Source organism: Bradyrhizobium sp. LA2.1, assembly GCF_040547725.1.
GTDB lineage: Bacteria > Pseudomonadota > Alphaproteobacteria > Rhizobiales > Xanthobacteraceae > Bradyrhizobium > Bradyrhizobium barranii.
Map to the genome: position 1 here is coordinate 16,195 of NZ_JBEPQI010000005.1, position 25,141 is coordinate 41,335.

At 59.0% G+C, this 25,141-nt stretch carries 18 protein-coding genes and 1 pseudogene; 13 read left to right on the forward strand and 6 right to left on the reverse strand.

Features of this window, described 5'->3' with window-relative positions:
* Positions 1-23: 23 nt before the first annotated feature.
* From ABIB95_RS10480 to ABIB95_RS10500, 5 genes are all read left to right on the forward strand, one after another.
* Positions 24-866 carry an alpha/beta fold hydrolase gene (locus tag ABIB95_RS10480; protein ID WP_354239148.1) on the forward strand — a complete coding sequence of 281 codons (843 nt, stop codon included), beginning with the start codon at positions 24-26 and terminating at the stop codon, positions 864-866.
* Positions 863-1,168: a GNAT family N-acetyltransferase gene (locus ABIB95_RS10485; protein WP_354239150.1), complete on the forward strand. Its 306-nt coding sequence runs from the start codon at positions 863-865 to the stop codon at positions 1,166-1,168. The genes ABIB95_RS10480 and ABIB95_RS10485 overlap by 4 nt, the downstream gene beginning before the upstream one ends.
* Entirely contained in the window at positions 1,165-2,049 is an 885-nt protein-coding gene (locus ABIB95_RS10490) for a pirin family protein (protein WP_354239152.1), read from the forward strand. The genes ABIB95_RS10485 and ABIB95_RS10490 overlap by 4 nt, the downstream gene beginning before the upstream one ends.
* 147 nt (positions 2,050-2,196) lie before the next feature.
* Entirely contained in the window at positions 2,197-2,511 is a 315-nt protein-coding gene (locus ABIB95_RS10495) for an ATP-binding protein (RefSeq protein ID WP_256472344.1), read from the forward strand.
* Positions 2,512-2,611: 100 nt separating this feature from the next.
* On the forward strand, positions 2,612-3,241 hold the full coding sequence (locus tag ABIB95_RS10500) for a CPBP family intramembrane glutamic endopeptidase (protein WP_354239154.1): 630 nt from the start codon (positions 2,612-2,614) through the stop codon (positions 3,239-3,241).
* A 185-nt stretch (positions 3,242-3,426) separates the two neighbouring features.
* Here the strand turns inward: ABIB95_RS10500 and ABIB95_RS10505 are convergent, their stop codons facing one another.
* Both ABIB95_RS10505 and ABIB95_RS10510 read right to left on the reverse strand, forming a co-directional pair.
* On the reverse strand, positions 3,427-3,768 hold the full coding sequence (locus ABIB95_RS10505; protein WP_247312543.1) for a hypothetical protein: 342 nt from the start codon (positions 3,766-3,768) through the stop codon (positions 3,427-3,429).
* Positions 3,769-4,259: 491 nt separating this feature from the next.
* On the reverse strand, positions 4,260-5,798 hold the full coding sequence (locus ABIB95_RS10510) for an alginate export family protein (RefSeq protein ID WP_354239156.1): 1,539 nt from the start codon (positions 5,796-5,798) through the stop codon (positions 4,260-4,262).
* A 371-nt stretch (positions 5,799-6,169) separates the two neighbouring features.
* Here ABIB95_RS10510 and ABIB95_RS10515 point away from each other — a divergent pair, with 371 nt between their 5' ends.
* Complete coding sequence (locus tag ABIB95_RS10515) at positions 6,170-7,750, forward strand: Na+/H+ antiporter (protein ID WP_247312548.1); 1,581 nt, start codon at positions 6,170-6,172, stop codon at positions 7,748-7,750.
* A 305-nt stretch (positions 7,751-8,055) separates the two neighbouring features.
* Here ABIB95_RS10515 and ABIB95_RS10520 read toward each other — a convergent pair whose 3' ends face one another.
* The gene (locus ABIB95_RS10520; RefSeq protein ID WP_247312551.1) at positions 8,056-8,796 is read right to left on the reverse strand and encodes an SDR family NAD(P)-dependent oxidoreductase; all 741 of its coding nucleotides are present in this window, start codon (positions 8,794-8,796) and stop codon (positions 8,056-8,058) included.
* 747 nt (positions 8,797-9,543) lie between these two features.
* Between ABIB95_RS10520 and ABIB95_RS10525 the strand changes: the two genes are divergently transcribed.
* The 5 genes from ABIB95_RS10525 to ABIB95_RS10545 all read left to right on the forward strand — a co-directional run bounded on the left by ABIB95_RS10525 (position 9,544) and on the right by ABIB95_RS10545 (position 19,742).
* Positions 9,544-11,349, forward strand: coding sequence for an amidohydrolase (locus ABIB95_RS10525; RefSeq protein WP_354239159.1), 1,806 nt, complete (start codon positions 9,544-9,546; stop codon positions 11,347-11,349).
* Between the two features lie 1,741 nt (positions 11,350-13,090).
* Positions 13,091-14,137: an alpha/beta hydrolase gene (locus tag ABIB95_RS10530; RefSeq protein ID WP_354239161.1), complete on the forward strand. Its 1,047-nt coding sequence runs from the start codon at positions 13,091-13,093 to the stop codon at positions 14,135-14,137.
* Positions 14,138-15,411: 1,274 nt separating this feature from the next.
* The gene (locus tag ABIB95_RS10535; protein ID WP_502917816.1) at positions 15,412-16,623 is read left to right on the forward strand and encodes an ABC transporter substrate-binding protein; all 1,212 of its coding nucleotides are present in this window, start codon (positions 15,412-15,414) and stop codon (positions 16,621-16,623) included.
* Between the two features lie 25 nt (positions 16,624-16,648).
* Positions 16,649-18,622, forward strand: coding sequence for an AMP-binding protein (locus ABIB95_RS10540; protein ID WP_354239165.1), 1,974 nt, complete (start codon positions 16,649-16,651; stop codon positions 18,620-18,622).
* Positions 18,623-18,731: 109 nt separating this feature from the next.
* Positions 18,732-19,742 (forward strand): NADP-dependent oxidoreductase, encoded by a 1,011-nt coding sequence (locus ABIB95_RS10545; protein WP_354239167.1) that lies wholly within the window; start codon positions 18,732-18,734, stop codon positions 19,740-19,742.
* A gap of 221 nt (positions 19,743-19,963) precedes the next feature.
* Here the strand turns inward: ABIB95_RS10545 and ABIB95_RS10550 are convergent, their stop codons facing one another.
* The 3 genes from ABIB95_RS10550 to ABIB95_RS10560 form a co-directional block, all read right to left on the reverse strand.
* Positions 19,964-21,127 (reverse strand): acyl-CoA dehydrogenase family protein, encoded by a 1,164-nt coding sequence (locus ABIB95_RS10550; RefSeq protein WP_354239169.1) that lies wholly within the window; start codon positions 21,125-21,127, stop codon positions 19,964-19,966.
* A 22-nt stretch (positions 21,128-21,149) separates the two neighbouring features.
* Positions 21,150-22,214, reverse strand: coding sequence for an acyl-CoA dehydrogenase family protein (locus ABIB95_RS10555; protein WP_354239171.1), 1,065 nt, complete (start codon positions 22,212-22,214; stop codon positions 21,150-21,152).
* Between the two features lie 197 nt (positions 22,215-22,411).
* Positions 22,412-23,407 carry an IclR family transcriptional regulator gene (locus ABIB95_RS10560; RefSeq protein WP_354239173.1) on the reverse strand — a complete coding sequence of 332 codons (996 nt, stop codon included), beginning with the start codon at positions 23,405-23,407 and terminating at the stop codon, positions 22,412-22,414.
* 454 nt (positions 23,408-23,861) lie between these two features.
* On the opposite strand from ABIB95_RS10560, the gene ABIB95_RS10565 reads away from it, so the two are divergent.
* Positions 23,862-24,695 (forward strand): enoyl-CoA hydratase/isomerase family protein, encoded by an 834-nt coding sequence (locus ABIB95_RS10565; RefSeq protein WP_354239175.1) that lies wholly within the window; start codon positions 23,862-23,864, stop codon positions 24,693-24,695.
* A 47-nt stretch (positions 24,696-24,742) separates the two neighbouring features.
* Positions 24,743-25,135: pseudogene (locus tag ABIB95_RS10570) on the forward strand (glutamine--tRNA ligase); the annotation flags it as partial.
* Between the last annotated feature and the right edge of the window lie 6 nt (positions 25,136-25,141).

Here is a 25,141-nt window from a genome sequence, read left to right on the forward strand (position 1 = left end):
ATCACAAGAGGAAAACGGAGGAAATGGCGATACTAGCAACGCAGGATGGTACCCGGATCTTCTACAAGGACTGGGGTCCGAGAGAGGCCAAGCCCATCATGTTCCATCACGGCTGGCCATTGAGCGCAGACGATTGGGACATTCAGATGCTGTTCTTCCTAAGCAAGGGCTATCGCGTCATTGCGCATGATCGACGCGGGCACGGTCGCTCCGACCAGACCGATACCGGGAACGAGATGGACACCTACGCGGCCGACGTCGCGGCCTTGGTCCGAGAACTTAATCTGAAAGACGCGATCCACGTTGGACACTCAACCGGCGGCGGGGAGGTAATCCGCTATGTCGCCCGCAGCGAGCCCGGCCGCGTGTCGATGGCGGTGCTGATCGGCGCGGTGCCGCCGATTATGCTGGCGACACCGCGATATCCTGGCGGCCTGCCGATGGAGGTGTTCGACGGATTTCGCGAGGCGCTCGCCCGCAACCGTGCGCAATTCTACCTCGATGTCCCTGCCGGACCATTCTACGGCTTCAACCGTGAGGGCGCCGACGTAAGCGAGGGGCTGATCCGCAATTGGTGGCGGCAGGGGATGATGGGCGGCGCCAAGGCCCACTACGACTGCATCACCGCCTTTTCGGAGACGGACTTCACCGAGGACCTTCGGGCCGTTTCCTTGCCAGTCCTGCTGATGCATGGCGAGGATGATCAGGTGGTGCCGATCGACGCGACCGCGCGCAAAGCAATCGACCTGCTGCCGAACGGCACGTTGAAGACCTATCCAGGCCTGTCACATGGGCTGTTCGCTACGCATCCCGATCTCATCAACGCCGATCTGCTGTCGTTCATCGAGGGCCAGGCCGGAGCATGAGTGCGGTTAGGGACAATCCAACCGAACATCGTTTCGAACTTCCGTTCGATGACAGCAGCGAAATCGCGGCGGTATACTATCGCATCGAAGGTGGCCGGCTCGTCCTCACCCATACCGAGGTCCCACAGCAATTCTCTGGGCGGGGAGTTGGCTCGCGGCTAGCACGCGGCGTCTTCGATGCGATCCGCGTGAGTGGTCGCAAGGTAGTCCTGCGCTGCCCCTTCATGGCGGCCTACTACGTACACCATCCCGAATATTCCGACATCGTCGATAGCCCGAACCGATCAGGAGAGATGAAATGATTGAAATGGTCATAGAACAGCGACGTCGCGACCTCGGCGGGGGCTTCGAAGTCGGCCGCGTGCTTCCGATCGCCAAGCGTCGAATGGTCGGTCCCTTCGTCTTCTTCGATCATATGGGACCGCTCGATCTGGCGCCCGGTGTCGATCGTAGCCTCGACGTTCGCCCACATCCGCACATCGGGCTCTCGACCGTCACCTATTTGTTTGCGGGCGAAGTGATGCACCGCGACAGCCTCGGCTACGAGCAAGCGATCCGTCCGCAAGAGGTTAACTGGATGACCGCAGGTCGAGGCATTACCCACAGCGAGCGGCTCGAGCGAGCGAGACTGCAAGGGGATCATTTGCATGGCGTCCAGGCCTGGGTCGCGCTACCGACCGAACATGAAGAGACCGCGCCGTCCTTCTCCAACTATTCCGGAAGCGACCTTCCCCAGTGGAACGAAGCAGGCGTGGTAGGCCAACTCATCGCCGGCAGCGCCTATGGTCTGACGGCGAGTGCCACGACGCATTCGCCGCTGTCTTACGTTCATCTCAATATGGCGCGCGGCGCGACCGCCGAGATACCGGGCGGCCACAGAGAGCGCGCCCTGTACATCGCTACAGGGGCGGTGGAGCTGGATGGTAAGCGCTACGAGGCAGGCAAGATGCTGGTGCTGGCTTCCATCGCCTCCCGCGTGCTTGCCCTGGAGCAGTCTTCAGTGATGGTCTTGGGAGGAGAGCCCGTCGGCGAACGGTATACCTACTGGAATTTCGTATCATCCTCGAAGGATCGCCTCGCGCAGGCGGCCTCGGATTGGAAGGCGGGGAGAATGAAGCTTCCCGACGCCGACAATGTGGAGTTCATTCCGCTGCCGGACGGCCCGATGCCGACCTTCCGATGAGGCGTGGGTAGCGCGTACGAGCTGCGAACACCGATCGCTATTTTGAAGATGAAGATCGACGCCGGGAACGATAAGGGCATATGGTCGCTTTTGCCGGACGCGTCACGGCCTGCAATCCTCTCCGAGTAGTTGCTCGATCTTCATCGATTGGACCATGGCGCGCCGAGCGACCGGATCGACCTCCTGGTCCTCGCGCGCAGCGTCGCTGCCGACCTAGCGCTTGGTATTCCGGCGGAGGAACACGAGCGGGTGCTTGAACCCTTTCATCGGCCGCGGCCGCGCTTGTCTGGTGCCGGCCTGGGTCTTAGCCTGGTCAAGCAAGTCGCAGATCATCATCGCGGTCGCATCACCATTGCCACGGCGCCTAGCGGAGGAGCGATCTACCGATGGAATTTATCGCGGTTCAGTAGCGCGACCGAGCCAAAGTTGACGCAATGTTGTCCTGCGCATCTAACCCGATAGAGCGAGATACCCATGCACCGTCTTGTCTTACTTGTGGGTGATTATGGTCACAGAAGATCGATGGAAAAGACCTGGCTTGCTAGAGACATTGATTGGACTCGTGGCATATGCGACGCTTCTTTTTGCGTTCGCCTTGCTACTGGGACTTCTTCCCCAAGGCGATCCTGTCCTCCTGGGGGTTGTCGGCTCGACCGCGGGAGGTTTTGTCGGGGGCGGCGCTTTCTTTGCAGCATTCGGCCTGCGCATACGCGCCCTGCGCCCGTTCGGGTTCAAGCCGGTACCATCCCGATGGCTCGTGACCGCAGTTGGGGCGGGGATCGTCGGCTACGGTCTCAACCTGATCATACAGTTCACATATCTGGCGTGGTTCGGAAGCAGTGACCCTCAAGGCATACTGCATGCCGCCGCCCGGGGCGGCCCGCTTCCGTTTCTCCTATCATTCCTGGGCGGCGCCATTTTCACGCCCTTCGGCGAGGAAATCCTGTTCAGGGGCGTCGTTGCGAATGCGCTTAACCGCTACGGTGCGTTTGCCGGCGTCGTTCTCAGCTCAATTATATTCGGCCTCGCGCACGGCGTGAGCGTGATACTGCCCGTCGCGGTCATGGTCGGTATTCTTTCCGCGACTCTCTTTCGTGCAACGGGTTCGCTTTGGCCTAGTGTCGTCCTGCACTGCGTCTATAACGGAGCTAATAGCTTCGCCTCGGCGTTGGGCTTCGCACCTATGCAGTAGATCGCCATAAAATGCAGTCCTGCTGAACGACCGCCAGATAGGCGCGATAGCGAGGGTCTTCAGGCGGCGAAGGATGCTTTCCGTCGCAATTCAATCTGTCCCGCGTCCGTCACTGCTGGTCCTGCTCATCCGGATCCAGTCGCGCCTGAAGCAGCTTGCGCGGGTCGTAACATGACAGCCCTTTACTACTTGGGTGGGTAGGGCTCGATGTCCGCAGACCAATAGTGCCTGGCGATGTTCTGACTGTTTCGGATGACGTGGTATGCAATATCCGGATCGCCTCCTTCAAAAGTGTCCGGATCTGCACCGCACATCAGGCAATACATTCGCTGATGAACGACGCCTGCAAAATATTCCCGCACCGGCGCGGCGTCTTCCTGATCGATTGCGCGCATGTCTTCGGTAGCCTGTTTGACCGCCTCTTCCAAAGCCAGAGAGACCGCAGCAGCCAGCGCCATGTCCGCACGTTTGATTGCGTCGACGGCCTTTCTTTCAGCCGACGTAAGAACAGGGCAATTTTTTGTCACTACTAACCTCCGTGAACTTTGATGGTTTTGTGCAGCCACTGCGCCTGGTCGGCATAAGCGTCCAAGACTTGTTGCGCCATGTCATGCCTTTTTTCGGGCGACAGTCTTGCCGAAATGCGTGCTGGCTGTACGACTGCACGATCGACGAGGTCAAGCAATCTGCGGCGCGGCTCCTGGCCGGTTTGCGTTCGCACAAATATCAAAGGAAGACGTCGAACACACACGCATACACACAAAAAAATGCTGCGAATGATGTATCAGCGCGTAATCGACTTCAAGAACTCAAATCCCCCACAGTTTCGATACGTTCGGGCCGGCGGCGAGTTCGGCCGGTACCGTATCCGTCGACCGCGCAGTGGAGAAGCTCCTCTCCAATGCACAGCGTAATCAAAGTCTGCAGTAAGGCTGGTTGAGGGGAGGGACAACGAAGTCGTTGTGCCGGCCACTACATCACGGCATCGGAGCAGCACAGCGATTGGCCTGAATTTCTTTCAGAACTTGAATCTCACATAGGCCGAGCCATATTGGACGTCGCGACCGGGTATCGCGCTCGCGGTCAGGAACGGCCCAACGAAAAAGTAGGCATAGGCCAGCGAAACGTCTACGTGCCGGGTGGCTCGCCAAACGATCGACGCCGAAAGCTGGTCTCCGATGTAGCGCTCGCGGCTCTCCTGTCCCGTCCGAAGCAAATTACCGGCTAACCCGTAGACGCCGTCGTGTAGACTATTTCTCCAGAACAGGTCGTAGCCAATTCCCAGCTGAATTGAGTCCGATAGATTGGCCTTGAAAGTGGCACCCAGCGCCAACAGATTGGGAGCGCCGTTCAAGCCGATTGCAGCTTGACCGAAGTAGATTCCTGTGGGGAATAGAGCGCTAAACGTTCCGAATGTATCACTTGCCGGGCCGCCGTCACCGCTCGTCGCCGCCGCTTTCAGACTCACGCGGGGTGCGAATGGTATGGACTTGAAAGTGTAGCCCGTTTCAGTGGCGAAAGAATAGGCGCTTAACGGAAGACCCGCAAAACTGCCGGCCTGATATGTCAATTCCCAATCGTAGTCCCAGTTTCCCTTCGACCCGAAAGCCCGCGCGCCGAATGTATGACGCTGCTGGTCTCCCGTGCCGCGATCAAAGGTAGCTTGGCGATTGTTGATGCCCAGATAATACAGATCGAGACCGCCACCCATCGAAGAGACCGCCTTAGTCGCGTAGAGGCCCCAAAACGTCGTGCGCGTGTCCGACGGATCGTCGAACACGGACGGTCGGTTCAGTACTGGTCGGGCGACGAGCGCGGTTGCGTGCCAACCGCCGACATCCAAGACAGCCGAGACTCCATCGAATGCCCGCCGGACGTTCGGTCCATCGCGCACGTCCACGAATCTACCAGAGCCGAATCGAAACTCCTGCCGCCCAAGGCGGACCGAAATATCCGCGCCCGAGAAGGCCGGCACGTCGAACTGGGCAAACGCCTGTTCCAGCCACAGTTGAGCCTCATCCACCGGGCGGGGCCCGCCGTTGCGTCCAACTAATGTCGCGCTGGAAAGTTGCCCGAAGAGCCGTATCCCGTCTCCTAGATGCCAATCCGAGTAAGTTGAAATGCGCTGAAGGAGGTAACCGTCGCGATCTTGTGGTCCCACCCCCCAATTGGCGTTCCTAAATCCCTCGTACCACTCCCGAACTTCACCGCCCAGGGTTAGATACTGGTCCTTTTGAGGACTCAAAGAAATGAACTTGATGGGATCTACGAAATCGCGTTTGCACCCGGGGTCACGAAGATAGCTGTAGTCTTCATCCTGACGTAGCAGCGCATAGGGCGGCGGCGAGGGGCAGATCGAATCCGCCAATGCGCTAGAGGAGACCATGCTCAGGGCAAATATCCAAACCCACTTCGACGGTCTCCGCGATTCTTTCTCGCGCCACGAACCAGTTCCCGTCAGCGGCTTCTCGCTGCGGGCGAATATCGAAGCAGCCGGTCCCCTAGCTGAAAAGATCGCTCGCTGCACCTTCGGGCACTGCGGCATCGAGATCGTCATTATCCGCCTTTTCCCATCGCGATGAGATCAGGCGATCCCGAATCGACTCGGCTCTTCCGGGAGCGCCCACCATGACGCTCCAACTGCTCGCCGCATATCGCTTTGGGACCAAACGCGGTAGTCGCACGACTTGATCCTCTGTGTCGTGCAAAGTGGAACGCAGATTTCGCCTTTCCAAACTGGGGTAGCCTTAAAAGCGCGCTATGTTCGCGACGCAGCCGCTGTTGGGCAGGCTGAGACGCTTTTGCTCACTAGACGAGACACAACGGGCAAAAGCTCTCGCCGGCTCCTCTTGGATCAGGCCGAGCCCGTCCCAGTCGCAATGACTGCTCAATCAGGCCTGTTGATAGGCAAGTCCAGACAAGGAAGACATGTCCTCCGTCACTCGCTTCGAGATCGTGCTCTTGCTCATCGCTATGATCGTTGTTCTCGAAATGCTCGCGCAGCGGCTTCAGCTTCCTCGTGCCGCGGCGCTTATCGCCGGTGGGATCGGTCTTGCCATGATCCCGGGAACTCCAAACATCGAACTCGATCCCGATCTAGTGATGGTCCTTTTCCTGCCGCCGTTGTTGATGGCCAGCGCATGGTTCACCGCCTGGCGGGATTTCCGCGCGGACATAAGAATCATAATGCAACTTGCCGTGGGAGCCGTTGTTTTTACGACGCTGGTCGTCGGGGTGGTGGCGCACCTGGTGCAACCGACCCTTCCATGGGGAGCCTGCTTCGCTCTAGGCGCGATAGTCTCGCCGCCAGACGCCGTAGCGGCGAAGGCGATACTCCAGAAACTGCCTCTGCCGCAACGAGTCATCGTGCTGTTGGAGGGAGAAAGCTTAGTGAACGACGCGTCCGGGCTGGTTCTTTTCCGGCTCGCGGTCGCCGCAACCCTAACAGGCATATTCAGCCCAACCCATGCTGTGCTTCAGTTTTCGTGGCTCACAGCGGGCGGAGTGGGGTTGGGGGTAGCTTTCGCCAACGTATCCATTTTTGTCCTCAAGCGGATCGACGATGCAGACCTCTCCGTCGTCTGGGGATTCCTGACCGCGTGGATCTCGTATATCGCGGCGGAGAAGATCGGCGTTTCCGGAGTGCTGTCCACGGTATCGTGCGGCATGCTTATGGGGTGGCGGCAGCATGATCTCTTGTCGGCCGTCACTCGCACGCGATCGGCGGCGGTCTGGGGGGTCGTTGTCTTCCTGCTGGAATCCCTGATTTTCGTCCTGATAGGCCTTTCACTCCGCGGCATGTTGATCAGGCTCGGCGGATCAGAAGCCTTGCTCGAGCTCCTGCCCTCAACCATGGCGATCGTCGCGGCCGTGATCGTCGCGAGGTTCGCATGGATCTTCCCGACGACTTACATTCCTCGCGCGTTGATCCCCATGCTCCGTGCGCGCGATCCCTATCCTCCGCTATCCGTGCCCTTCATCATGAGTTGGGCGGGGATTCGGGGAGTGGTCAGTCTCGCCGCGGCCCTTTCACTTCCCGAGGCCTTTCCCGGTCGAGACCTCATCCTGGCGGTGACGTTCGCGGTTATCCTCGCGACGGTTCTTCTGCAAGGCTCTACCCTAGCGCCGCTCGTACGACTGCTCTCAGGAGCCAGGATCAGCTCGTTGCACAATTCGAAACTCTCTGAGGCCGATGCCCGTGCTCGCATTGCTGCCGCTCAGTTGGCGGCGGTCGAAAAAGAGTCACTCGAACCGGACGGAAGCCACCGTCATCCTCGCTTGATGGAGCAATATTCCTACCGGGTAAGGGCGTCGGCGCGATTCTCGGAGGAGCCCGAAATATTGACGGCGCACCGCGCGGATCACTTTACGGCCGTCTTGGCAGCTATTTCCGCCGGTCGCAAAGAATTGCTGCGGATGCATCGAGACGACCAAATCCACGACAGCGTGCTCCACGCAATCGAGCAGGAACTCGATCTGGAGGAGATCACGGTAAAGCGGTTCGTATGACTTATCGGGAGAATTAACCGTGTGCCTCGGAAACCAAGGCACACGGGGAGACACTCAAGGCATCAATGAACTCCGAGATAGGCGCTTGCCCTCATCCGACAGGAACGCCTCCATTCTCCGGCGCCAATCTCGTGAACGATCCGGCGGGGGCCATAAGCACGCCCGGTCTGTGATCTCGAAAGCTACGTCGACGTTCTGTTCGACGAGGAGCAAGCCCATTCCTCTTTGTCTCAACTTTCAGGTAGTCCAGTGGATGGCTCGTCCTGCGCGAGACGTTTAGTGATCTTCCAATGCCAGCGCCAGTTTCACGCGATCGCACCCCCGTCCGCGGTTAGGATAGCGCCCGTAATTATGCTCGCAGCGGGGCTGGCGAGAAACACCACGGCGTTCGCGACTTCGTGCGGCTCACCGAAGCGCCCCAAAGACGACAAGTTGCGCTGAAACTCGGCACCAGGGCCGTCCGCCGGATTTGCATCGGTATTGGTCGATCCGGGCTGTACAAGATTCACAGTGATACCTTTCGGTCCGAGTTCGCGCGAAAGGCCGCGGGTGAAGGAAGTGAGCGCCGCCTTCGACATCGCATAGGCGGTCACGCCAGCGAACGGGACTCGCTCTCCCAGCCCCGAACCGATCGAGATGATGCGTCCTCCCTCGCAAAGATGAGGAATAGCTGCCTTCGCGAACAGCACCGGCGCTCGTACATTGACATCCATCAGGGTTTGGAATTCCGCAACGTCGATATCGGCAATCATACCGTTGTGTCCGATAGCTGCGCTATTGACGAGGATGTCGAGCCCACCGAGCGCCGATACGGCTTCGCTCACGGAGCGCATGATGGCTCCCGGGTGAGCGCTGTCGGCTTCAATCGCGATCACACGACGCCCGGCGCTTCTGATCGAATCGGCCACCTTTTGCGCTTTCTCGGTCGAGTGCTGGTAGGTGAATGCGACGTCCGCGCCGTTCTCGGCCAGCGCCAACGCGATGGCCGCCCCAATGCCCCGCGACGCGCCTGTCACCAATGCACGCTTTCCACTCAGATCAATCATAACCTGCCCTTCTAGTATCGTGATTCGAACACCCGAGCGGCCCACGTAAAGATTACGAGCGGCGGGTGAAGCCCCATCTCGAGCAATCTGGTGCTCGAGTGGACATCTCGTAGCAGCGAGAAGTGTCAAACTGTGTCGCAGCGAGAGGAACGCCGACCGATACGTCGGTTATGATAAGGTCATCGGGTCCGAAGCGAATGTCGCTTCGTCTCCGAAGCCGAAGCTGCGACCTCATCAGACTTTACGACATCATCAGCGGCCCGTTCGGCCCCAGCGTGAACGCGGGTAGTCCGTACGCGCGCAGGTCGCAATTCATCAGACCGCTATCACGCGATAGCCTGACGTTCCTGAAGTCGGCGCTCGGTTGGCGCATTCGGCCATGTGCTATCGTCTAGTGCAAGTCATCGGCTCGTTCCCGATTCCGCGACACGGTGTATCGCTGCAACTAACTACCGTCGAATGAACGTCAATGGTATTGGCCGTTTAGGCATCGTCATAAGGGCGCGTGTCATCCAACAAGCCAACTTGCGACAACGGCATGCGAGGACTTGGATGGCGCTTTTTAGCGCATGGGAACGGGCTGAGCGCGCACCGAGCACGTTGACGAGTGGCTGACCGCCGTGAGTTGCGAGCTGGCAAACGGTAGACGTCGATGCTCGCCACCTGCCTCAATGCGATGAGGAACTTGTTATGGCGACTACGGTCTAGCGAGGCCGATCGACCTTAAAATTAGCCGAATGGGGTAAAATGATCAGAGGCATATTAATCGCGTTTGTGACGATTCTTCCGTTCTCTGCGATTCAGGCGCAATCGACGCAAAATGATCCTGGCGCTGACCTGATCGTTTTTAACGCAAAGATCTTCACCGGCAACCGTGCGCAGCCCGAGGCTTCGGCTTTGGCCGTCAAGAAAGGCCGCATCTATTCCGTCGGCTCCGACGGAGATATTCTCGGCCTAAAGCAATCCGAGACCAAGGTGATTGATGCTCGCAGCCGCAGGCTCATCCCCGGCATCGTCGATGCTCATATTCATGTCCTCAACGACATGGCCTATAACTACAATGTACGATGGGATGGCACGCCGACGCTGCGTCGGGCATTGACGATGCTGAGCGAGCAGGCCGAACGCACGCCGGAGGGCCAATGGGTCAAAGTGATTGGAGGCTGGTCCCCCTACCAATTTGAGGAGAACCGCTTTCCTACGATAGACGAATTGCACAAGGCCGTCCCCAATCGGCCCTTGATAGTACAGTATGCCTACAATCGCGCCTTTTTGAACAAGCGGGCGATGGAGGTTCTTGGTATAGGCACCGATCGGTTCCCCAAGGTGCCGGGCACCGAATTCGAAAGGGACAGCCGTGGACAATACACCGGCGTGGTCCACGGCAACACTTGGTTGTTTCTCGCATTGGAGACCATGGTCCCACAGCCCACGTTCGACGAAGAAGTGAGTTCGTTGATCTACAGCATCCGCGGTCTGAACCGGTTCGGCGTGACCTCGATCATCGATAACGGCGGTAGATGGGAATACCCCAAAGCTCAGGGAAGGGTAGACGTGCTTGCACGAGACAACCGTCTCAATGTGCGCATGCCCTTTGTGGATTTGCAACTCGGCAAAGGCGGGCCGGTAAACATGGTGGATTTGGAACTCGAGGCGATCACGAAAACGGCCCCGCTAAGCCCAGGACAAAACCTGCACCCCACCCTGGCACATGGCCATGAATATCGAGGGGCTGGGGAGGTTCTGAACGGAGAAGTGCACGATCATGAGAACTTCGATCGTCCGGCGGTCATCATCGAGCCGGAGAAGATGCGGCGCTTCGTCGAGCAGGACGTGAGGAAGCTGGTAGGGCGGCGCATCCCGTTCCGCATGCACACCACCTACAACGAGAACATCTCCCCCTTTCTCGACGCTCTGGAGAAGGTGAACGAAACAATCCCGCTTGATGGCTTGCGATGGAGTCTCGAACACGCTGAGACCATTAGTCCGGAGAACATTGATCGGGTGAAAAAGCTGGGTGGCGGCATCGCTCTGGACGCCAAAATGGCGCTGCACGCCGATGGTTTCATAAAGACCCATAGCCGCGAGGAGGCTTTGAGTACCCCTCGTTTGCGCATGCTCGTCGATAGCGGCATCCCACTGGCCATGACTACCGACGCCTTTCGGGCTGCCACGTTCAACCCTTGGGTCGGCATTAGCTGGATGGTATCTGGAAAGTCTGTGTCCGGATCCGAAGTTCTTGCCAAGGACAACCGTCTCTCCCGCGCTGAAGCACTGAAACTGTTTACCAGTGGTCCAGCGTGGTTCACGAATGCAGAATCCGAAATGGGCTTAATCGCCCCGGGCAATCTCGCGGATTTCGCTATTCTCGACAGAGATTACTTTTCCGTACCGGAGGATCAGATCAAATCCGTCTCTTCTGTTCTGACTATTATGGACGGTAAGGTTGTGTTTGGTGCACAGGACTATAGCGTTCTATCTCCAAAACTTCCCGAGATTCTCCCGAGTTGGTCACCCGTTAAATACTTCGGGAGCTATTACGGGGACAATTGAGCCCCGCGGGACTCATCGGGCTGCGTAGCATATCGGCCGAGGTCAACTAGCATCTGCCGATGCCACGCAAATCAAGCTCAGCCGCCCATTGAGATTGCTATGCCGCGATCGAGCACTCAGACAGCTTCTGTCGGGGCGCGAAGGCCATCGACATCGGTGGCGGCGGCCTCTCGTTCGGGTCAACCGGCTTGTAAGGCGGCATGGCGCTTTGTTTTCGAGACGAGGGATGTGAGCTTGGTCTGGTTCGGACGTCGCTTGGTTCTAGTGTGAGTCTGCCACGTGTTGGACTGAGCCCCGATCGCTAATCGACCTCGACCGGCCGATCGGGATTCAAAGTGTAAAAGAGAACGAGAGCCGCAACGAACTTGATTTTATCGATAGGATCTAAAATGTCACTCCAGAGACAACTTCGACATGTCGCAGCTGCATCATTCCTCGTATTTGTGGTTGCGCCGGCGAACGCGCAGTCGGCTCCGTTCTCGGGCTTCGCGGGCTTGTGGTCCGGAAACGGAAGTATTTCAATGTCGGATGGTTCGAAGGAGCGGTTGCGTTGCCGTGCGACGTACCGTGTATCTCCCGACGGAGCGACACTACGGCAGACGCTTCGTTGCGCAAGCGACAGCTACAAGTTCGAGCTGATCAGCGATGTCTTCGGCGAGGGAGGGCGCCTGTCCGGGTCATGGACTGAGGCATCCCGTGGTATCAGCGGAAGCCTGCAAGGAAGTGCTCAAGGAAGCCGAATGACTGCAACCGTCGATGCGCCCGGGTTCAATGCAAACCTAGCGCTCACGACATCCGGAAACAGGCAGTCAATATTGATAACCTCCGAGGGCGACATCAGGAACGTTTCGGTTTCGATGACAAGGGGCTGATGCCGCTCCGAAAGAACTGCGTCTAGGTCGTAAGACATCATTGACCGGAAAGCCCTGCACTGAGAACCACTACAACCGATGTCCCCATCTGCTGATCGTGTCGTAGGATGCGCGGCGTCTCCGAAGGTGCATGTGGTCCTCCTTGCTTTCGAGACTTCCCTTCGGCACTGCTGAAGTAATACACGGTCTAGAATGTTGACAGCCGGCCTTGGAAGCGACGACGCATTCGAGCGGAATGGTCGTGTCGCACTTCGGCTATTTAGAGCATGAACTTGCTGAGGAAATCGCTTCCTCTCATGGCGGCATTGAAGCTGTCTGTTCTGTAAGCCAGATACTCTCGGCTCGGTCGAAGGGTCGAAAACGCCGCATTTGGCCCGAGTGCGATAGGCCCAGCGCCGAGCGAATTCGCACGCGCGAAGCGCGCCGTGCCGCCATGGATTGAAACTGGCGTTGCCATATTCGGAACGGAGCGTTCCTAAACGGCGGACTATCGGCCAGGATGCAACCTCGTTAGCTTATTTCAACGCTAGGAGTGTTTGCCTTGCTTGCTGCTCATGTACGCACGTCGGACTCCGACAACAGAATCGAATCGATTTAACGATCGTCCCCGTTCAGGCGCTGGGGCTACTGCGGTGGTGTGGTGACCGTTGCGTTTGGTCGAACTCGGTTCGGCGTTAACCTGCGACTGTGGCGGGTTAGATTTTATTGGTGGCATAGCTGACGCGCCGACGAACCGCCGGGATCACGACTTTATGGGGGGAGCGGCATCGATGAGGTGCCGACGACGGTCGGCTCGCCATAATGTGACAGCTTTGATCGTAATTTGCGCCATCTTGCTTGGTGGCTGCGCGCGTCGGCCCGGGCCGTGGGTGCTCGAGCCCGTTCCGAGCGTCGGCGCTGTGAAACTTGTGAAGGTCTTCGTCGCGAGCACTCGTGCTGCGCAGCCTGAAGCGCCGGTGCCTCTCGCCGAAGGTGGCGCTCCAACGCCGGCGTACTTCCGCTATGTGATCTCCATCCCTCCCACTCATACGCCAACCGAGATTGAGTGGCCAACAAATGCTCCTGACCCAGCGAGGCATTTTTCAGTCGTTTCGGCAGAGCGTCTCGATGAAGAGAAGTTCCTTGTCGAAATCGGGCAGGCTGCTGCTCGCGGTGATTCACTTGGCCGCGACGTCGGCATCTTCGTTCACGGTTACAACAATAGTTTTCAAGAGTCGCTGTTTCGGACGGCTCAGCTCGTTGCTGACTCGAGTGCGGGTCGGTCCGCGGTTCTATTCTCTTGGCCGTCAAGGGCAGAACTCACCGGCTATATCGCCGACAAGGATGCGGTGACGCTCTCGCGTGACGCGCTCGCCCATCTTGTCACGCGTCTCGCGGCCGAGCGTGGGGTGAGGGGTGTCAAGCTCGTCGCGCATAGCATGGGGTCTTGGCTAACCATGGAAGCCGTTCGGCAAATTCGTATCGCGTCGGACGTTCGAACTGTCGAGAAGCTCAACGACGTAACGCTCGCGGCGCCGGACATTGACGTCGAGGTGTTCCTTCAACAATTGCGCGTCATTGGCCGCCTGCGCTCGCCCATCACAGTGCTTGTTTCCAAAGAAGACCAGGCTCTGTCGTTCTCCAGGTTTCTCGCGGGGGGACAACTCCGGGCTGGAGCGGCGGACATCGACGACCCCCGCGTCATCTCAGGGGCCAGGACCGCGAATGTTCGTGTCATCGATATATCCGGCCTTGCCTCGTCGGCGGGAGCCGGCCATGACGGGTTCACGGCGTACTCTACGATCTACGGCCGGCTTCAAACAGGCCGTGACGGGCTGAACGCTTCGGAGATAAGTGCAGGGGTGTACGCCCTCGACGTAGCCGACAGGCTACGGCCTCTGGACGCCCGGCTCGAACAGAGAGCCGCGGTCCCGTAGCGCTTCGAGCATGCACAGTCCGGAAACCTCGGCGAAGCGGAAGCCACGATCGTGGATCTTTAGTTTTCTAAGGCGTCCGCCAGGTTATCACCACGCCCCGTGTCAGCCCCCGTTTGAGCGATCACCTGTTCTCGACGGTCGTTTGAGCCCTCAGCAAGCCCTCTGATGCGCTCGAAGTGGCGACAACGGACCAACTCTTACGTGCACCCCCGTCAAAAGCACTGCAATCTTATGAGTCGCACTCGCTTCGGAATTACTCACTCATTTTGGTTGATGTAACGGTCTTATGAGTCACATGTCACGCTGACACAGCGACGTCTTGTCCAAGGCTCGAAAGCAAGCTGTCGAACCTGCGATCGTGCTCATCATGTCAGAATGCTTTCGGCTCCAATACGAGGCGCTCACGCTGCCCAACTCGGAAGACTTCTGTCCGCTGGGCTAGGGTCAAATCCGACAAACTGAAGCCCAAAATGCATATGAGTTTTATAGAACTCTTTAATTGTTTGACATTGGTTCGGAACGCCCGCCCTATTAGCCAGCCACGCGGAATTGGTTTCTGCGCGCGATTTTATCTCACGTTTCAGCGTTTGGTTCCCACGCACATGCCCCACAGCATCTTCGTATCGACAGCAGGCGCCGCGCCTTTCAGCTCGTCTGTCTGTGTCGCTCCGCGCATCGACCTAAACTATTTGTCTAACCGCGCCCGCTTTGGTTGCGCAGCGATCGTGGCGGCGGCACCGCAGGCGCACTGTTGCGCCGCCAGTTACGTCCGTGGCCACCACATCGGAAGACCGATCGAGAATCACCCGGTCGTTTTGGTTCGCTTGTTGGCGCTGAACGGCATCGGCGTGTCGATCAGGCCGATCAATCCCGCGAACCGCGCCTCAACCCCATGATCCGCTGCGCCGACATAAAAATACCGGCTGCGGAAGTCGAAGCGTCGTTAACCTGGATCTTTGCGTTCGGCAATCTGCCGTTGTTCCGCGCCACGATCCCATGCTTCAGGAGGGAGTCGTCGCGTTCATCTCTGCGGAAGCGCCCGGCTCGGCAGTTGCGGCCAAGCCGTATTTGATTTCTGCGCGAGCGCATTGGCCCACGGCAAACTGCCGGCGTGGATCGCCTATGTCGATGCGCCGCCGATGACAACAGCACAAGATCCAGAAGCACACGCTCCGAGCAGCGAGGATCCGGCCTCATGGCCGAAAACTCTCGATTTGCGCTCCACAACCAAAAAAATAGCCAAACAGGCTCTGAACAACACCTGGAAGGAAACCATGAGGAACATCCTGAACTTATTTACCCTCGTCTGGGTCGCGACGCTGATGACAACATCGGCGCGTGCACAAATATCGGATGACAGCGTCAAGATCGGCGTGCTGACGGATCTGAGCGGCGTTTACGCCGATGCCGCCGGTCCGTTGTCGGTAGAAGCCGTTCGGATGGCAATCGCGGATTTCGGCGGCAAGGTCGCCGGCAAGCCGATCGTCATGGTGGACGCCGACCACCAGAATAAGGCGGACGTCGGTGCCGCCATCGCGCGGCGCTGGTACGAAAATGAAAAGGTCGACGTCATCGTCGACCTCGTCAACTCGGCTGTGGCCTTTGCCGTGCTGGAATTAGCCAAGCAGAAAAACAAGGCTATTTTGGTTGCTTCGGCAGGTTCGTCGGATCTTACCGGCAAAGCGTGTTCGCCAAATTCCGTGCAATGGATCTACAACACCTACGCACTCGCCAATAGCACGGCGCGGGCGCTCGTCATGGAAGGCGCCAAAAGTTGGTATTTCTTGACCGTCGATTACGCTTTCGGACATGCGTTGCGCAATGATGCGGCCAAGACGGTGGAAAGGCTCGGCGGCGCTATCGCCGGTGAAGTTCGCTATCCCCTCAACAGTATGGACTTCTCGTCCTATATCCTGCAGGCGCAAAACTCCAAGGCCGACGTCGTCGCGTTCGCCAACACTGGCGGCGACCTGGCAAACTCGATCCGGCAGGCTCAGGAATTCGGACTCACCAAAGGCAAGCAGCGCCTGGCGGTGTTCCTGATGCAGAGCAGCGATATCCACGCTATTGGATTGCAGGCAGCGCAAGGGCTGCTGGTGACAACCGGCTTCTATTGGGATCTCGACGACCAAACGCGGGTCTTCGCCAAGAAGTTCATGGACAAGACCGGCAAGCGACCGAATATGGTTCATGCCGGGCTTTACTCAGCGGTGACCAATTATCTCAAGGCCATCGAAAAGTCCGGCACTGACGACGGTCCGAAGGTGATCGCGCAATTGAAGTCGATGCCTATCGAGGATTTTTTCGCCCGCAACGCGTCGCTGCGCGAAGACGGCCAGTTGATCCATGACATGTATCTGGTGCAGGCCAAGTCGCCCGCTGAATCGAGAGGGGCATGGGACTACGAAAAACTGGTTCAGGTGATCCCCGGCAAGGATGCTTTCGTGACGCCGGAAGAAAGCGCCTGCCCGCTGCTCAAGAAGTAACGCACTTAAGCGTGAGATAGCCCAGATGACAGACATGAACGACGCCACGCCGTATATCTGGACGCCGCCATCGGAACTGGCGGAGGCAAGCAATTTGACGGCGTTTCTGCGTACCACCGGGCAAAGCGATTATGACGAACTCGCGTCAAGAGCCGAAGCCGATCCCGCATGGCTGATGCAGGAAGTCTTCAAGTTCTGCGATGTGAGATTTTACCGCAACTACAACCAGATGCTGGATGTTTCCAGCGGTCAGGCGTGGGCGCGCTGGTGCGTCGGCGGCACCACCAATATCGTGCTAAATTGCCTCGACAAGCATCGGGATACCGCGGTGTGGGACCAGACGTTCCTCGTCTGGGAAGGCGAAGACAAGCGTGAACGCCGCTCGCTGAGCTACCGTGAATTCGACCGCGAAGTCGGGCGATTGGCGCAGGGGCTCCACGATATCGGAATCGGACGCGGCGACGTGGTTGCAATCTACATGCCGAATCTGCCGGAGACGTTCGTCGCGTTCTTTGCCATCCTGAAACTCGGCGCGATCGTCATGCCGCTGTTCTCCGGGTTTGGCCATGCGCCGATTCAGACCCGCTTGAATCATGGAGAAGCAAAGGCCGTCATCACCGCTGACGGGACATGGCGGCGCGGTACTTCGGGGCCGCTCAAATCTGTGCTCGACATGGCCCTGGAGGCCTCGCCGACCGTAAAACACGTGATCGTCGCGCGTCGCGGCAGTCTTGCGATCGATACGCCGATGCGGAAGGACCGGGATATCTGGTGGGATGATGCCATCGCCGGCAAGGGCGGCATGATTGAAACCGCCGAGATGCAGGCGGAAGACCCTGCGATCCTGCTCTACACCTCGGGCACGTCGGGCGAACCGAAGGGATGCGTTTGGAACCATATCGGTTTCATCGGATCCATGGTGACCCGCGATACGATCATCTGCGGCGATTTCAAATCGACGGATCGGTTTTTCTTCTTCAGCGATATGGGCTGGATGGTGGGCTCGATGTGCGCCTGCGTCCCGAGCTTCGCCGGTGGTAGCTTGCTGGTAGTCGAAGGTACTCCGGACTATCCGGATACGGGGCGTTTCTGGCGACTAATCGCCGAACATCGGGTGACCTACCTAGGTGTTTCGCCGACGATCGTGCGCGGTCTGATGCGTTACGGGCTCGAAGTCGAATCCTACGATCTTTCCAGCCTGCGGATGACGGCCTCCGGAGGCGAAGCGTGGACCACAGCGCCTTGGCTGTGGTTTTTCGAGCAGGTTTGCAAGAAGAAGATCCCGATCATCAACATGTCGGGCGGCACGGAAGTCGGTGGCTGCATCTTCACGGGGACGCCTAATCACCCGATGAACCCGGGCTCTTTCGCGCGACCCGCGCTGGGCGTGGGCGCCGATATCGTGGATCAGGCGGGGCAGCGCGTCCCCGATGGGACGGTCGGCGAACTGGTCCTGCGGCATTCTTCGATTGGACTGACCAAGAGCCTGTGGAAGGCCGATGCGCGCTATATCGAAAGCTATTGGAGCACACTGCCCGGATTGTGGGTTCATGGCGATTTCGCGATGCGCGGCCTCGACGGGCTCTACTACATTCTCGGCCGCTCCGACGACACCATCAAGATCGCGGGCAAGCGCACCGGGCCATCGGAACTTGAAGGCATTCTGATCGCGACCGGCAAGCTTGCGGAAGCCGCAGTGTTCGGCATTCCACATCCAGTCAAGGGCTCGGCCATCGTGTGTGCCTGCGTGCCGATGCCGGGCGTCATGGGCGATCGGAGCCTCGAAAACCAACTGTCGTTGGCCATCGTCGCAGGGATGGGCCCGTCTTATCGCCCGGAAATGGTTTTGTTCGTCGATGATCTGCCGCGCACCCGCAATATGAAGATCATGCGTCGCATTTTACGCGCCGTGTTCGAGGACAAGGATCCCGGCGACCTCTCAGCATTGGCTAATCCCGAGGCTGTCGACCGGTTGCGCGAAAAATTGGCCGCCATGTGAACTGCCCGGAAAGCCGACTAGGGGTGACTGGCGAACTTGCACGGTCTTCCTCTATCGAAGATTGGGCGGCATCGCCTTCTGATATCGACCTCAATAGGAACCGCTGGCCATGAACAACAATCGCAATCGTCAGGTCATTCTGAAATTCCGGCCGGCCGACATTCCGCAGGCCGATGATTTCGAGATCGTCGAGACTTACGTTCCCGATCTGCTCGACGGGCAGATCCTGATACGAAACGTCTTTCTTTCGGTCGAACCCGCTATGCGCGGCTGGGTCAGTAACGTCGCCAATTATTCGGAGCCCGTGCGCATCGGCGAAGTGATGCGCTCATTCGCCGCCGGCGAAGTGCTGCAGTCAGCACATCCCGACTTCAAGCCGGGAGACAAGGTGATGGGCATGTTCGGGTGGCAGGAATTCGCGGTCGTCGGACCTGCGGCCGTCACGCGAAAGATCCGGGAAGACGACCTGCCGCTTTCACTCTCGCTCGGCGTCACCGGTCTCAACGGGATCACCGCCTATTTCGGGCTGCTGGACATCGGCCAGCCGCGCCCTGGCGATACGGTGGTGGTGTCGACCGCGGCGGGAGCGGTGGGGTCGGCGGTTGGCCAAATCGCGAAGCTCTCGGGTTGCCGCACGGTCGGCATCGCCGGCGGACCGGCGAAGGTCGCCCAGTGCCGTGAGCTGTTCGGTTATGACGAGGCGTACGACTACAAGAGCGACGATCTGGACTCCGCGCTCGGCAAAGCCTGCGCACGGGGGATCGATCTCTATTTCGACAATACCGGTGGCGCCATCAGCGACATCGTACTTGGGCGTCTTGCCGTCGGCGCGCGCGTCGTGATTTGCGGAACCGCTTCGTTCTCGACTTGGGATCCTTGGCCAAACGGTCCGCGCGCCGAGCGTCACTTGCTGGTCAAGCGCGCACGCATGCAGGGTTTCGTCATCTTCGACTACGCATCTCGGTACGAAGAGGCCGTGTCTCGTCTAGCACAATGGGTTCGCGATGGACGTTTGCGCTATTCCGAAGACATGCAGAACGGCATCGAACACGCGCCGGGAGCGATCGCCGCACTTTACCGAGGCGAGAATACTGGCAAGCAACTCATCAAGGTCCGCTGAAGACATTTCGCAACTTTCCAGAGCTTCGACTGCAAGCCGGGCTTGACGCTCATCCGAAATTTGCAGGGCAGACGTTCTGCCGTTGTCCTGACGCTCTCCTTGACGATAAGTCGAAGAAATTTAGCGGCGGCCGGCGAGTTCCATGAGCGCGACGTGTCCCGCGAGGGGTTCAATTTGGTATCTCTTGCCGCGGCCATGAGCTGCTACTCAGAATTTTGATGTCAGCGTAGCCCGAGCCCGCGCGCGATGATCCCGCGCAGAACCTCAGTGGTGCCGCCCTGAATCGTGAGCTTGGGGGCGATCTTTAGATTGAAGGCGAGGCACTCATCAAGGGTAGCGTGGTTGCTGGTTTCGGGATCGACGAAGGCCACGAGATCGCGCACCTTGTGTGGCAACCGCTGCTCCCAGATCGTTCCCATGTCCTTGACGATGGCTGCTTCGACCACCGGTTCCCTACCGGCTTCGAGCATTCCGGCGACAGAGACCGACATGCGCCGTAGCGTGTGGAGTTGCGCCACCAGTCGCCCCAGTCCTTCCGCCGCGCGGATATCAGGATCCGTTCCGAGCGAGCGAACCAGTTGGGTCAGAACCGCGTAGGTTTCGAGAAAGCGTTCAGGCCCGCTGCGCTCGTAGGCGAGTTCGCTGGTTGCCTGTTTCCAGGCGCCGTCGATCTCACCAAGCAGGTTGCCTTCAGGAACGAACGCATTCTGAAACACCACTTCGTTGAACTCGTGCTGCCCGGACATCTGGCGAATGACGTTGCAGGTGATGCCTGGCGTTTTCATATCCACCAGGAACGACGTCAGGCCATGCCGCCTGTTTTCCTTGGTGGGCGCCGAAGTCCGGAATAGGCCGATCATGTAGTCGGACACGTTGGCGTTGCTGGTCCAGATCTTGGTGCCGTTGATGAGCCAGCCGCCATCGGTCTTGGTGGCCTTGCATTTGGCCGCAAACAGGTCCGATCCCGAACCGGGCTCGCTCATGCCGATACAGAAGCTGGCTTCGCCGCGGATGATCCGGGGCAGGATGGACTGCTTGATTTGTTCCGATGCGTAGCGGATCAGCGTCGGGCCGCTTTGCCGGTCAGCGACGAAGAACGGACGAACCGGCGCGTTGGCTACGCACATCTCTTCGGTCACCACGTAGCGCTCCAGAAAGCTGCGCTCCTGACCGCCGTATCTCTTCGGCCAGGTCATCCCGATCCAGCCGCGCTGGCCGACGCGCCGGCTAAACGCCTTGGCGCCTTCTGCTTCGGCGCTTCCCGATCTCAGAGGATCAAAGGTCCCGGCGGAAATCTCGTCTGCCAGGAACGCGCGGACTTCGCGACGCAACTCCTGGCAATGCTCCGGCAGCCGGATGGGATCGAATCGTAATGCTGTCGTCATGGTCTTGGCTCCTAAAATCCGGTCAACGCGACGCGATCAGCGGCCACAGTTCATCGGCGCCGCGCCTGCCGATCCACCAGCCGAGTTCGGAGGACCAGTAGCTCTCGCTTCCAAAATCATCCCGCCACGCCAGAGCGCGCAATGTCATGCGATGCAGTACATGCTCGGCCGTGAAGCCGATGGCGCCGTGTACCTGATGCGCGATCGACGTGCCCTTGTCGGCGGCCTCGCCGCAACGAATCTTTGCCGACGCTACCTCAAGCAAGATGCCGTTCGTATCGTGCGGGTCCGCGCTCAACGCATCGGCCGCAGAGGTCGCCGCTGCGACCGCGGCGGCGACCTCGCCACCTAGTCGCGCGAGATTATGCTGCACCGCTTGATATTTCGAGATGGTTCGCTCGAAGGCAACGCGTTCCGTCGAATAACGCACGGACAACTCCAGCATCGCTTCCAGCGCCCCGCTGATCTGTTGGCTGCGCACGGCGCTGCCCATCAGGAAAAAGGAGGTCGGATCGAACCCGCTTGGCGCAGTCGCAATAGCGACCGGCTGCACGCCAGCAACAGAAACAGTATCCGCCCCGTCGCCTGCAAGGTTCTCGAAGCGATCAATGCGGCACAGCGAGGCATCGACCAAAGCGATCCTCACGCCAGCAGCGCTCTTGGCGAGAACGGCCAAATGAGCGGCATCGCGCGCGAACGGGATGCGCCTCGCCTGTCCGGTCAATCGTCCCTCGGCGTCCAGTCCGATCAGTTCACGCGGGCCGCCGGGCAACACCGTCATCATTCCCTCCGGCGCGACGATTCCGCCCTGCGACAACAGCCATCCCGCAAGCATGGTCTCCGCCAGCGGCACCGCAAGAGCTGACCTTCCGGCTGCGCGCAGCACGGCAAAGCCGTCGATCAGGCTCACGCCTGAACCGCCGTGCTGCTCTAATACCCACGCCAACGGCAGACCGGCCTCGGCAAGTGCGCGCCACAACGGCGCCTTCCACGCATCGCCCTGAGCGTGCGCAACTTCTTGCAGATCCGCCAGGTCGGCGAAGATCCGTTCGGCGGTGGAAACGACGATATTGTCTTCATCTGACATGGAGGCTCCTGACTTGGACGGAACGTAACTCGAGCGGGACAGCGGCCTAGTCGGTTTCCGATCGTCCGCTCGATTCTAGGCTTGCGATCTCCTCTGGCGACAGCTTGAGCATGCGGGCAAGATCGATCGAGAAATCCGCCGAAAGCAGAATGGCGAATGCCTTTGCACACCTGCGAAAATCGCCGATTGCGACGGAATCAATCGCTCAGGTGAAACTTGATCGCATCACGCATCACGGCCACAAATGCCTTCTCTTGCGAGACAAGCGCGTCGGTCAGGCCAGCAACGCAAATGGCGAGAGGCTCGCTGGATTCGGCTACTCGCGGGAGAACCATGGCCACTACGCCGGCGCCCGGCGTCACCAGACTAAGCGACAATGCATGGCCCTGCTTTCGCACTTTGCCGAGCTCGACCAGCAACGCCTTGATGTCGACCTGCTTTTCGGGATGCATTTCATAGGAGTTGAGCAGCTTAACCAGACGACGGACCTCCTTGTTGGAATACCTAGACAGCAGCGCATAGCCCAATCCGGATTTTGCAAGCGGGCGAAGCGTTCCGGAGCGCACATGCAAGCGCATGGGAACCTTGGACTGGATAACGTGGATATATTGCGCGGCCAGACCGTTGCGCAGGCCGACCATGACGGTCTCCCCGGTCTTTGCCGACAAATCCTCCATCAGGTTGATCAAGCGCCCACGGCGGAACAGAACGGGGCTGAGCCAGTGGCCCAGCATCGAGATCCGCGCCGTCGGGATGTAGGTTCGGCGGCCGGCGTCATAGTGCAGATAGCCAAGCGCGGTCATCGTCCGCATCAGAGCGGACGTGCTCGACTGCGGAAAAAGCAACGCGGCAGCCACGTCAATAACCGATGCGGCGGACTGATGCTCCTCGAAAAACTCAAGAACTTCGAACACGCGCTTCGCTGACTTGACCGTGCTGTCGATCTTCTGATCTGGCGGCACCAGACTCTGCGTAACCTTGGGAATGTCGCGACGCAATTCAGGTGTTAAACCGCGCGTGGGCGCCCGTGTGACAGGCTCATTCCTTTTCACGATCGCCATCTCCGTTGCTGGGCTTGCTGCAAACCCGATCCTTGAGCCACCAGCATACTGCTCGGGCAGGCCTGCCCACCCGGGATCGCAACCCATTGAAAGCGCCGCCCGCGCCGGCCAGCCAAAGTAATTTTCGGCCAAGCGCAATCATCGCCTTTTCGTGTCGCAGCGTGCTTCGACGTATTAGGGTTCATCAACGAGGCATATGGCAATCGATGAACTTTCCCCCTCGCGCAGGATGCGTTCGGCGCTGGCCACCTTGAAGCCCAACGCTTCCTATCGATGCCGACTTTCCCAAGCTCAATTGCGAATGCCAAGGAGTCCTGGATCCGCCAGCCAGTATCGACGCCATCGACAGACGATTTCCGCACCGGCGCTGGGAGATGATAGGGCCAAGACATTCCACGCACGATACCCGTTCGCAAATCATGGCGTCAAATTAGAAAAGCGTTCTCAAGAAACTCATATGCAGTTTGAGGCGACATTTTGGGTGAATGCCCATTGACGACGTCGGGAATTCGCAGCATCGGTGCGTTCGCTGACGTGAGGTGCCGAGCGTTAGCGGTGGTTATTCAAAGCAAACGGAGAGAGCCAGATGAAGGACGAGACGTTGGCGGCCGGGCTCGACAATCGCTATGCCAAGTATGCGCGGCTTCAGTTCGACTGGCCGCAGCCGCGCGTCCTACGGGTTACCATGTCGAACGGCAAGATGAATTCCGCCGATGAGAAAATGCACGGCGAACTCGGCATGGTCTGGCGGGATATCGACAGCGATCCCGGCGTCTCAGCCGTCATCCTGACCGGTGCGGGCAAAGCCTTCTCGGCGGGTGGCGATTTCGCGATGATGGAGCGTATCATCGACGATCATGACACGCGGATCCGTAACTGGAAGGAAGCGCGAGACATCGTCTACAACGTCATCAACTGCTCCAAGCCCATCGTGAGTGCAATCAGGGGGCCGGCGGTCGGTGCCGGCCTCGCTTGCGGGTTGCTGGCAGACATCTCCATCGCCACGAAGACGGCGCGCATCATTGACGGGCATACGAAGCTAGGCCTGGCAGCGGGTGATCATGCGGCGATTGTGTGGCCGCTGTTGTGCGGAATGGCGAAGGCAAAATACTATCTGTTGCTGTGCGATCAGCTTTTGGGCGAAGAGGCGGAACGGATCGGTGTCGTATCGATGTGCTGCGAGGACGACGAACTGGACGCAAAAGCGATTGAAGTCGCCGGCCGTCTTGCTGCAGGACCGCCGAGTGCCATTCGCTGGACGAAATACGCGCTCAACAATTGGCTCCGGCAGGCCGGCCCGACATTCGATGCTTCGTTGGCGCTTGAATTCATGGGATTTACAGGACCGGAAGTAAAGGAAGGCCTTGCGGCTCTCGTGGAAAAGAGACCGCCGGCCTTTCAATTGGACTGTCCGCTCTAAAAGACAAGGATCATCGTATTCTGCCGCTCGTCCTGAGCCTACGCTCATTTCATCAATGCACCGGCGTCATCAAGAACGACGTCGGCGCGGTGGTCGAACTGCGCTGTACCTACGATTGCGCGACCCGCGGCGGGAACGCGCCGATGCATTTGCTGCCGGCGGCCCAATCGCGCCTACCCGAAATCCGCGTTTACCATCAGCGTTCGCCAAGCCGAGCCCCGAGCCGGCAATTGTACCGCCGACATCAATCCGCAGTCGATGGAAGTGCTGTCCGACGCGCGGATCGAGGCCAGCGTGGTCGAAGCAATTCGCACGATGTGATGAAGTTCGAACGGAAGCGCTATTTCGTGCGCAACAGGCAGTCGACATCGCAAAAGCTGGTGTTCAACTGTACCGTCGGGCTACGCGACACTTTTGCCAAGGAATACGCCAAGGGCTGAAGCCCA

Bases quoted from the DNA above. Each gene is read 5' to 3' on its own strand.
- ABIB95_RS10545 (WP_354239167.1), top strand. From the start codon at position 18,732: ATGAACAACAATCGCAATCGTCAGGTCATTCTGAAATTCCGGCCGGCC.
- ABIB95_RS10510 (WP_354239156.1), bottom strand. From the start codon at position 5,798: ATGACGATCTCGATGCCGCAGTGCCCGAAGGTGCAGCGAGCGATCTTT.
- ABIB95_RS10490 (WP_354239152.1), top strand. From the start codon at position 1,165: ATGATTGAAATGGTCATAGAACAGCGACGTCGCGACCTCGGCGGGGGC.
- ABIB95_RS10565 (WP_354239175.1), top strand. From the start codon at position 23,862: ATGAAGGACGAGACGTTGGCGGCCGGGCTCGACAATCGCTATGCCAAG.
- ABIB95_RS10515 (WP_247312548.1), top strand. From the start codon at position 6,170: ATGTCCTCCGTCACTCGCTTCGAGATCGTGCTCTTGCTCATCGCTATG.
- ABIB95_RS10535 (WP_502917816.1), top strand. From the start codon at position 15,412: ATGAGGAACATCCTGAACTTATTTACCCTCGTCTGGGTCGCGACGCTG.
- ABIB95_RS10480 (WP_354239148.1), top strand. From the start codon at position 24: ATGGCGATACTAGCAACGCAGGATGGTACCCGGATCTTCTACAAGGAC.
- ABIB95_RS10555 (WP_354239171.1), bottom strand. From the start codon at position 22,214: ATGTCAGATGAAGACAATATCGTCGTTTCCACCGCCGAACGGATCTTC.
- ABIB95_RS10485 (WP_354239150.1), top strand. From the start codon at position 863: ATGAGTGCGGTTAGGGACAATCCAACCGAACATCGTTTCGAACTTCCG.
- ABIB95_RS10550 (WP_354239169.1), bottom strand. From the start codon at position 21,127: ATGACGACAGCATTACGATTCGATCCCATCCGGCTGCCGGAGCATTGC.
- ABIB95_RS10525 (WP_354239159.1), top strand. From the start codon at position 9,544: ATGATCAGAGGCATATTAATCGCGTTTGTGACGATTCTTCCGTTCTCT.
- ABIB95_RS10540 (WP_354239165.1), top strand. From the start codon at position 16,649: ATGACAGACATGAACGACGCCACGCCGTATATCTGGACGCCGCCATCG.
- ABIB95_RS10520 (WP_247312551.1), bottom strand. From the start codon at position 8,796: ATGATTGATCTGAGTGGAAAGCGTGCATTGGTGACAGGCGCGTCGCGG.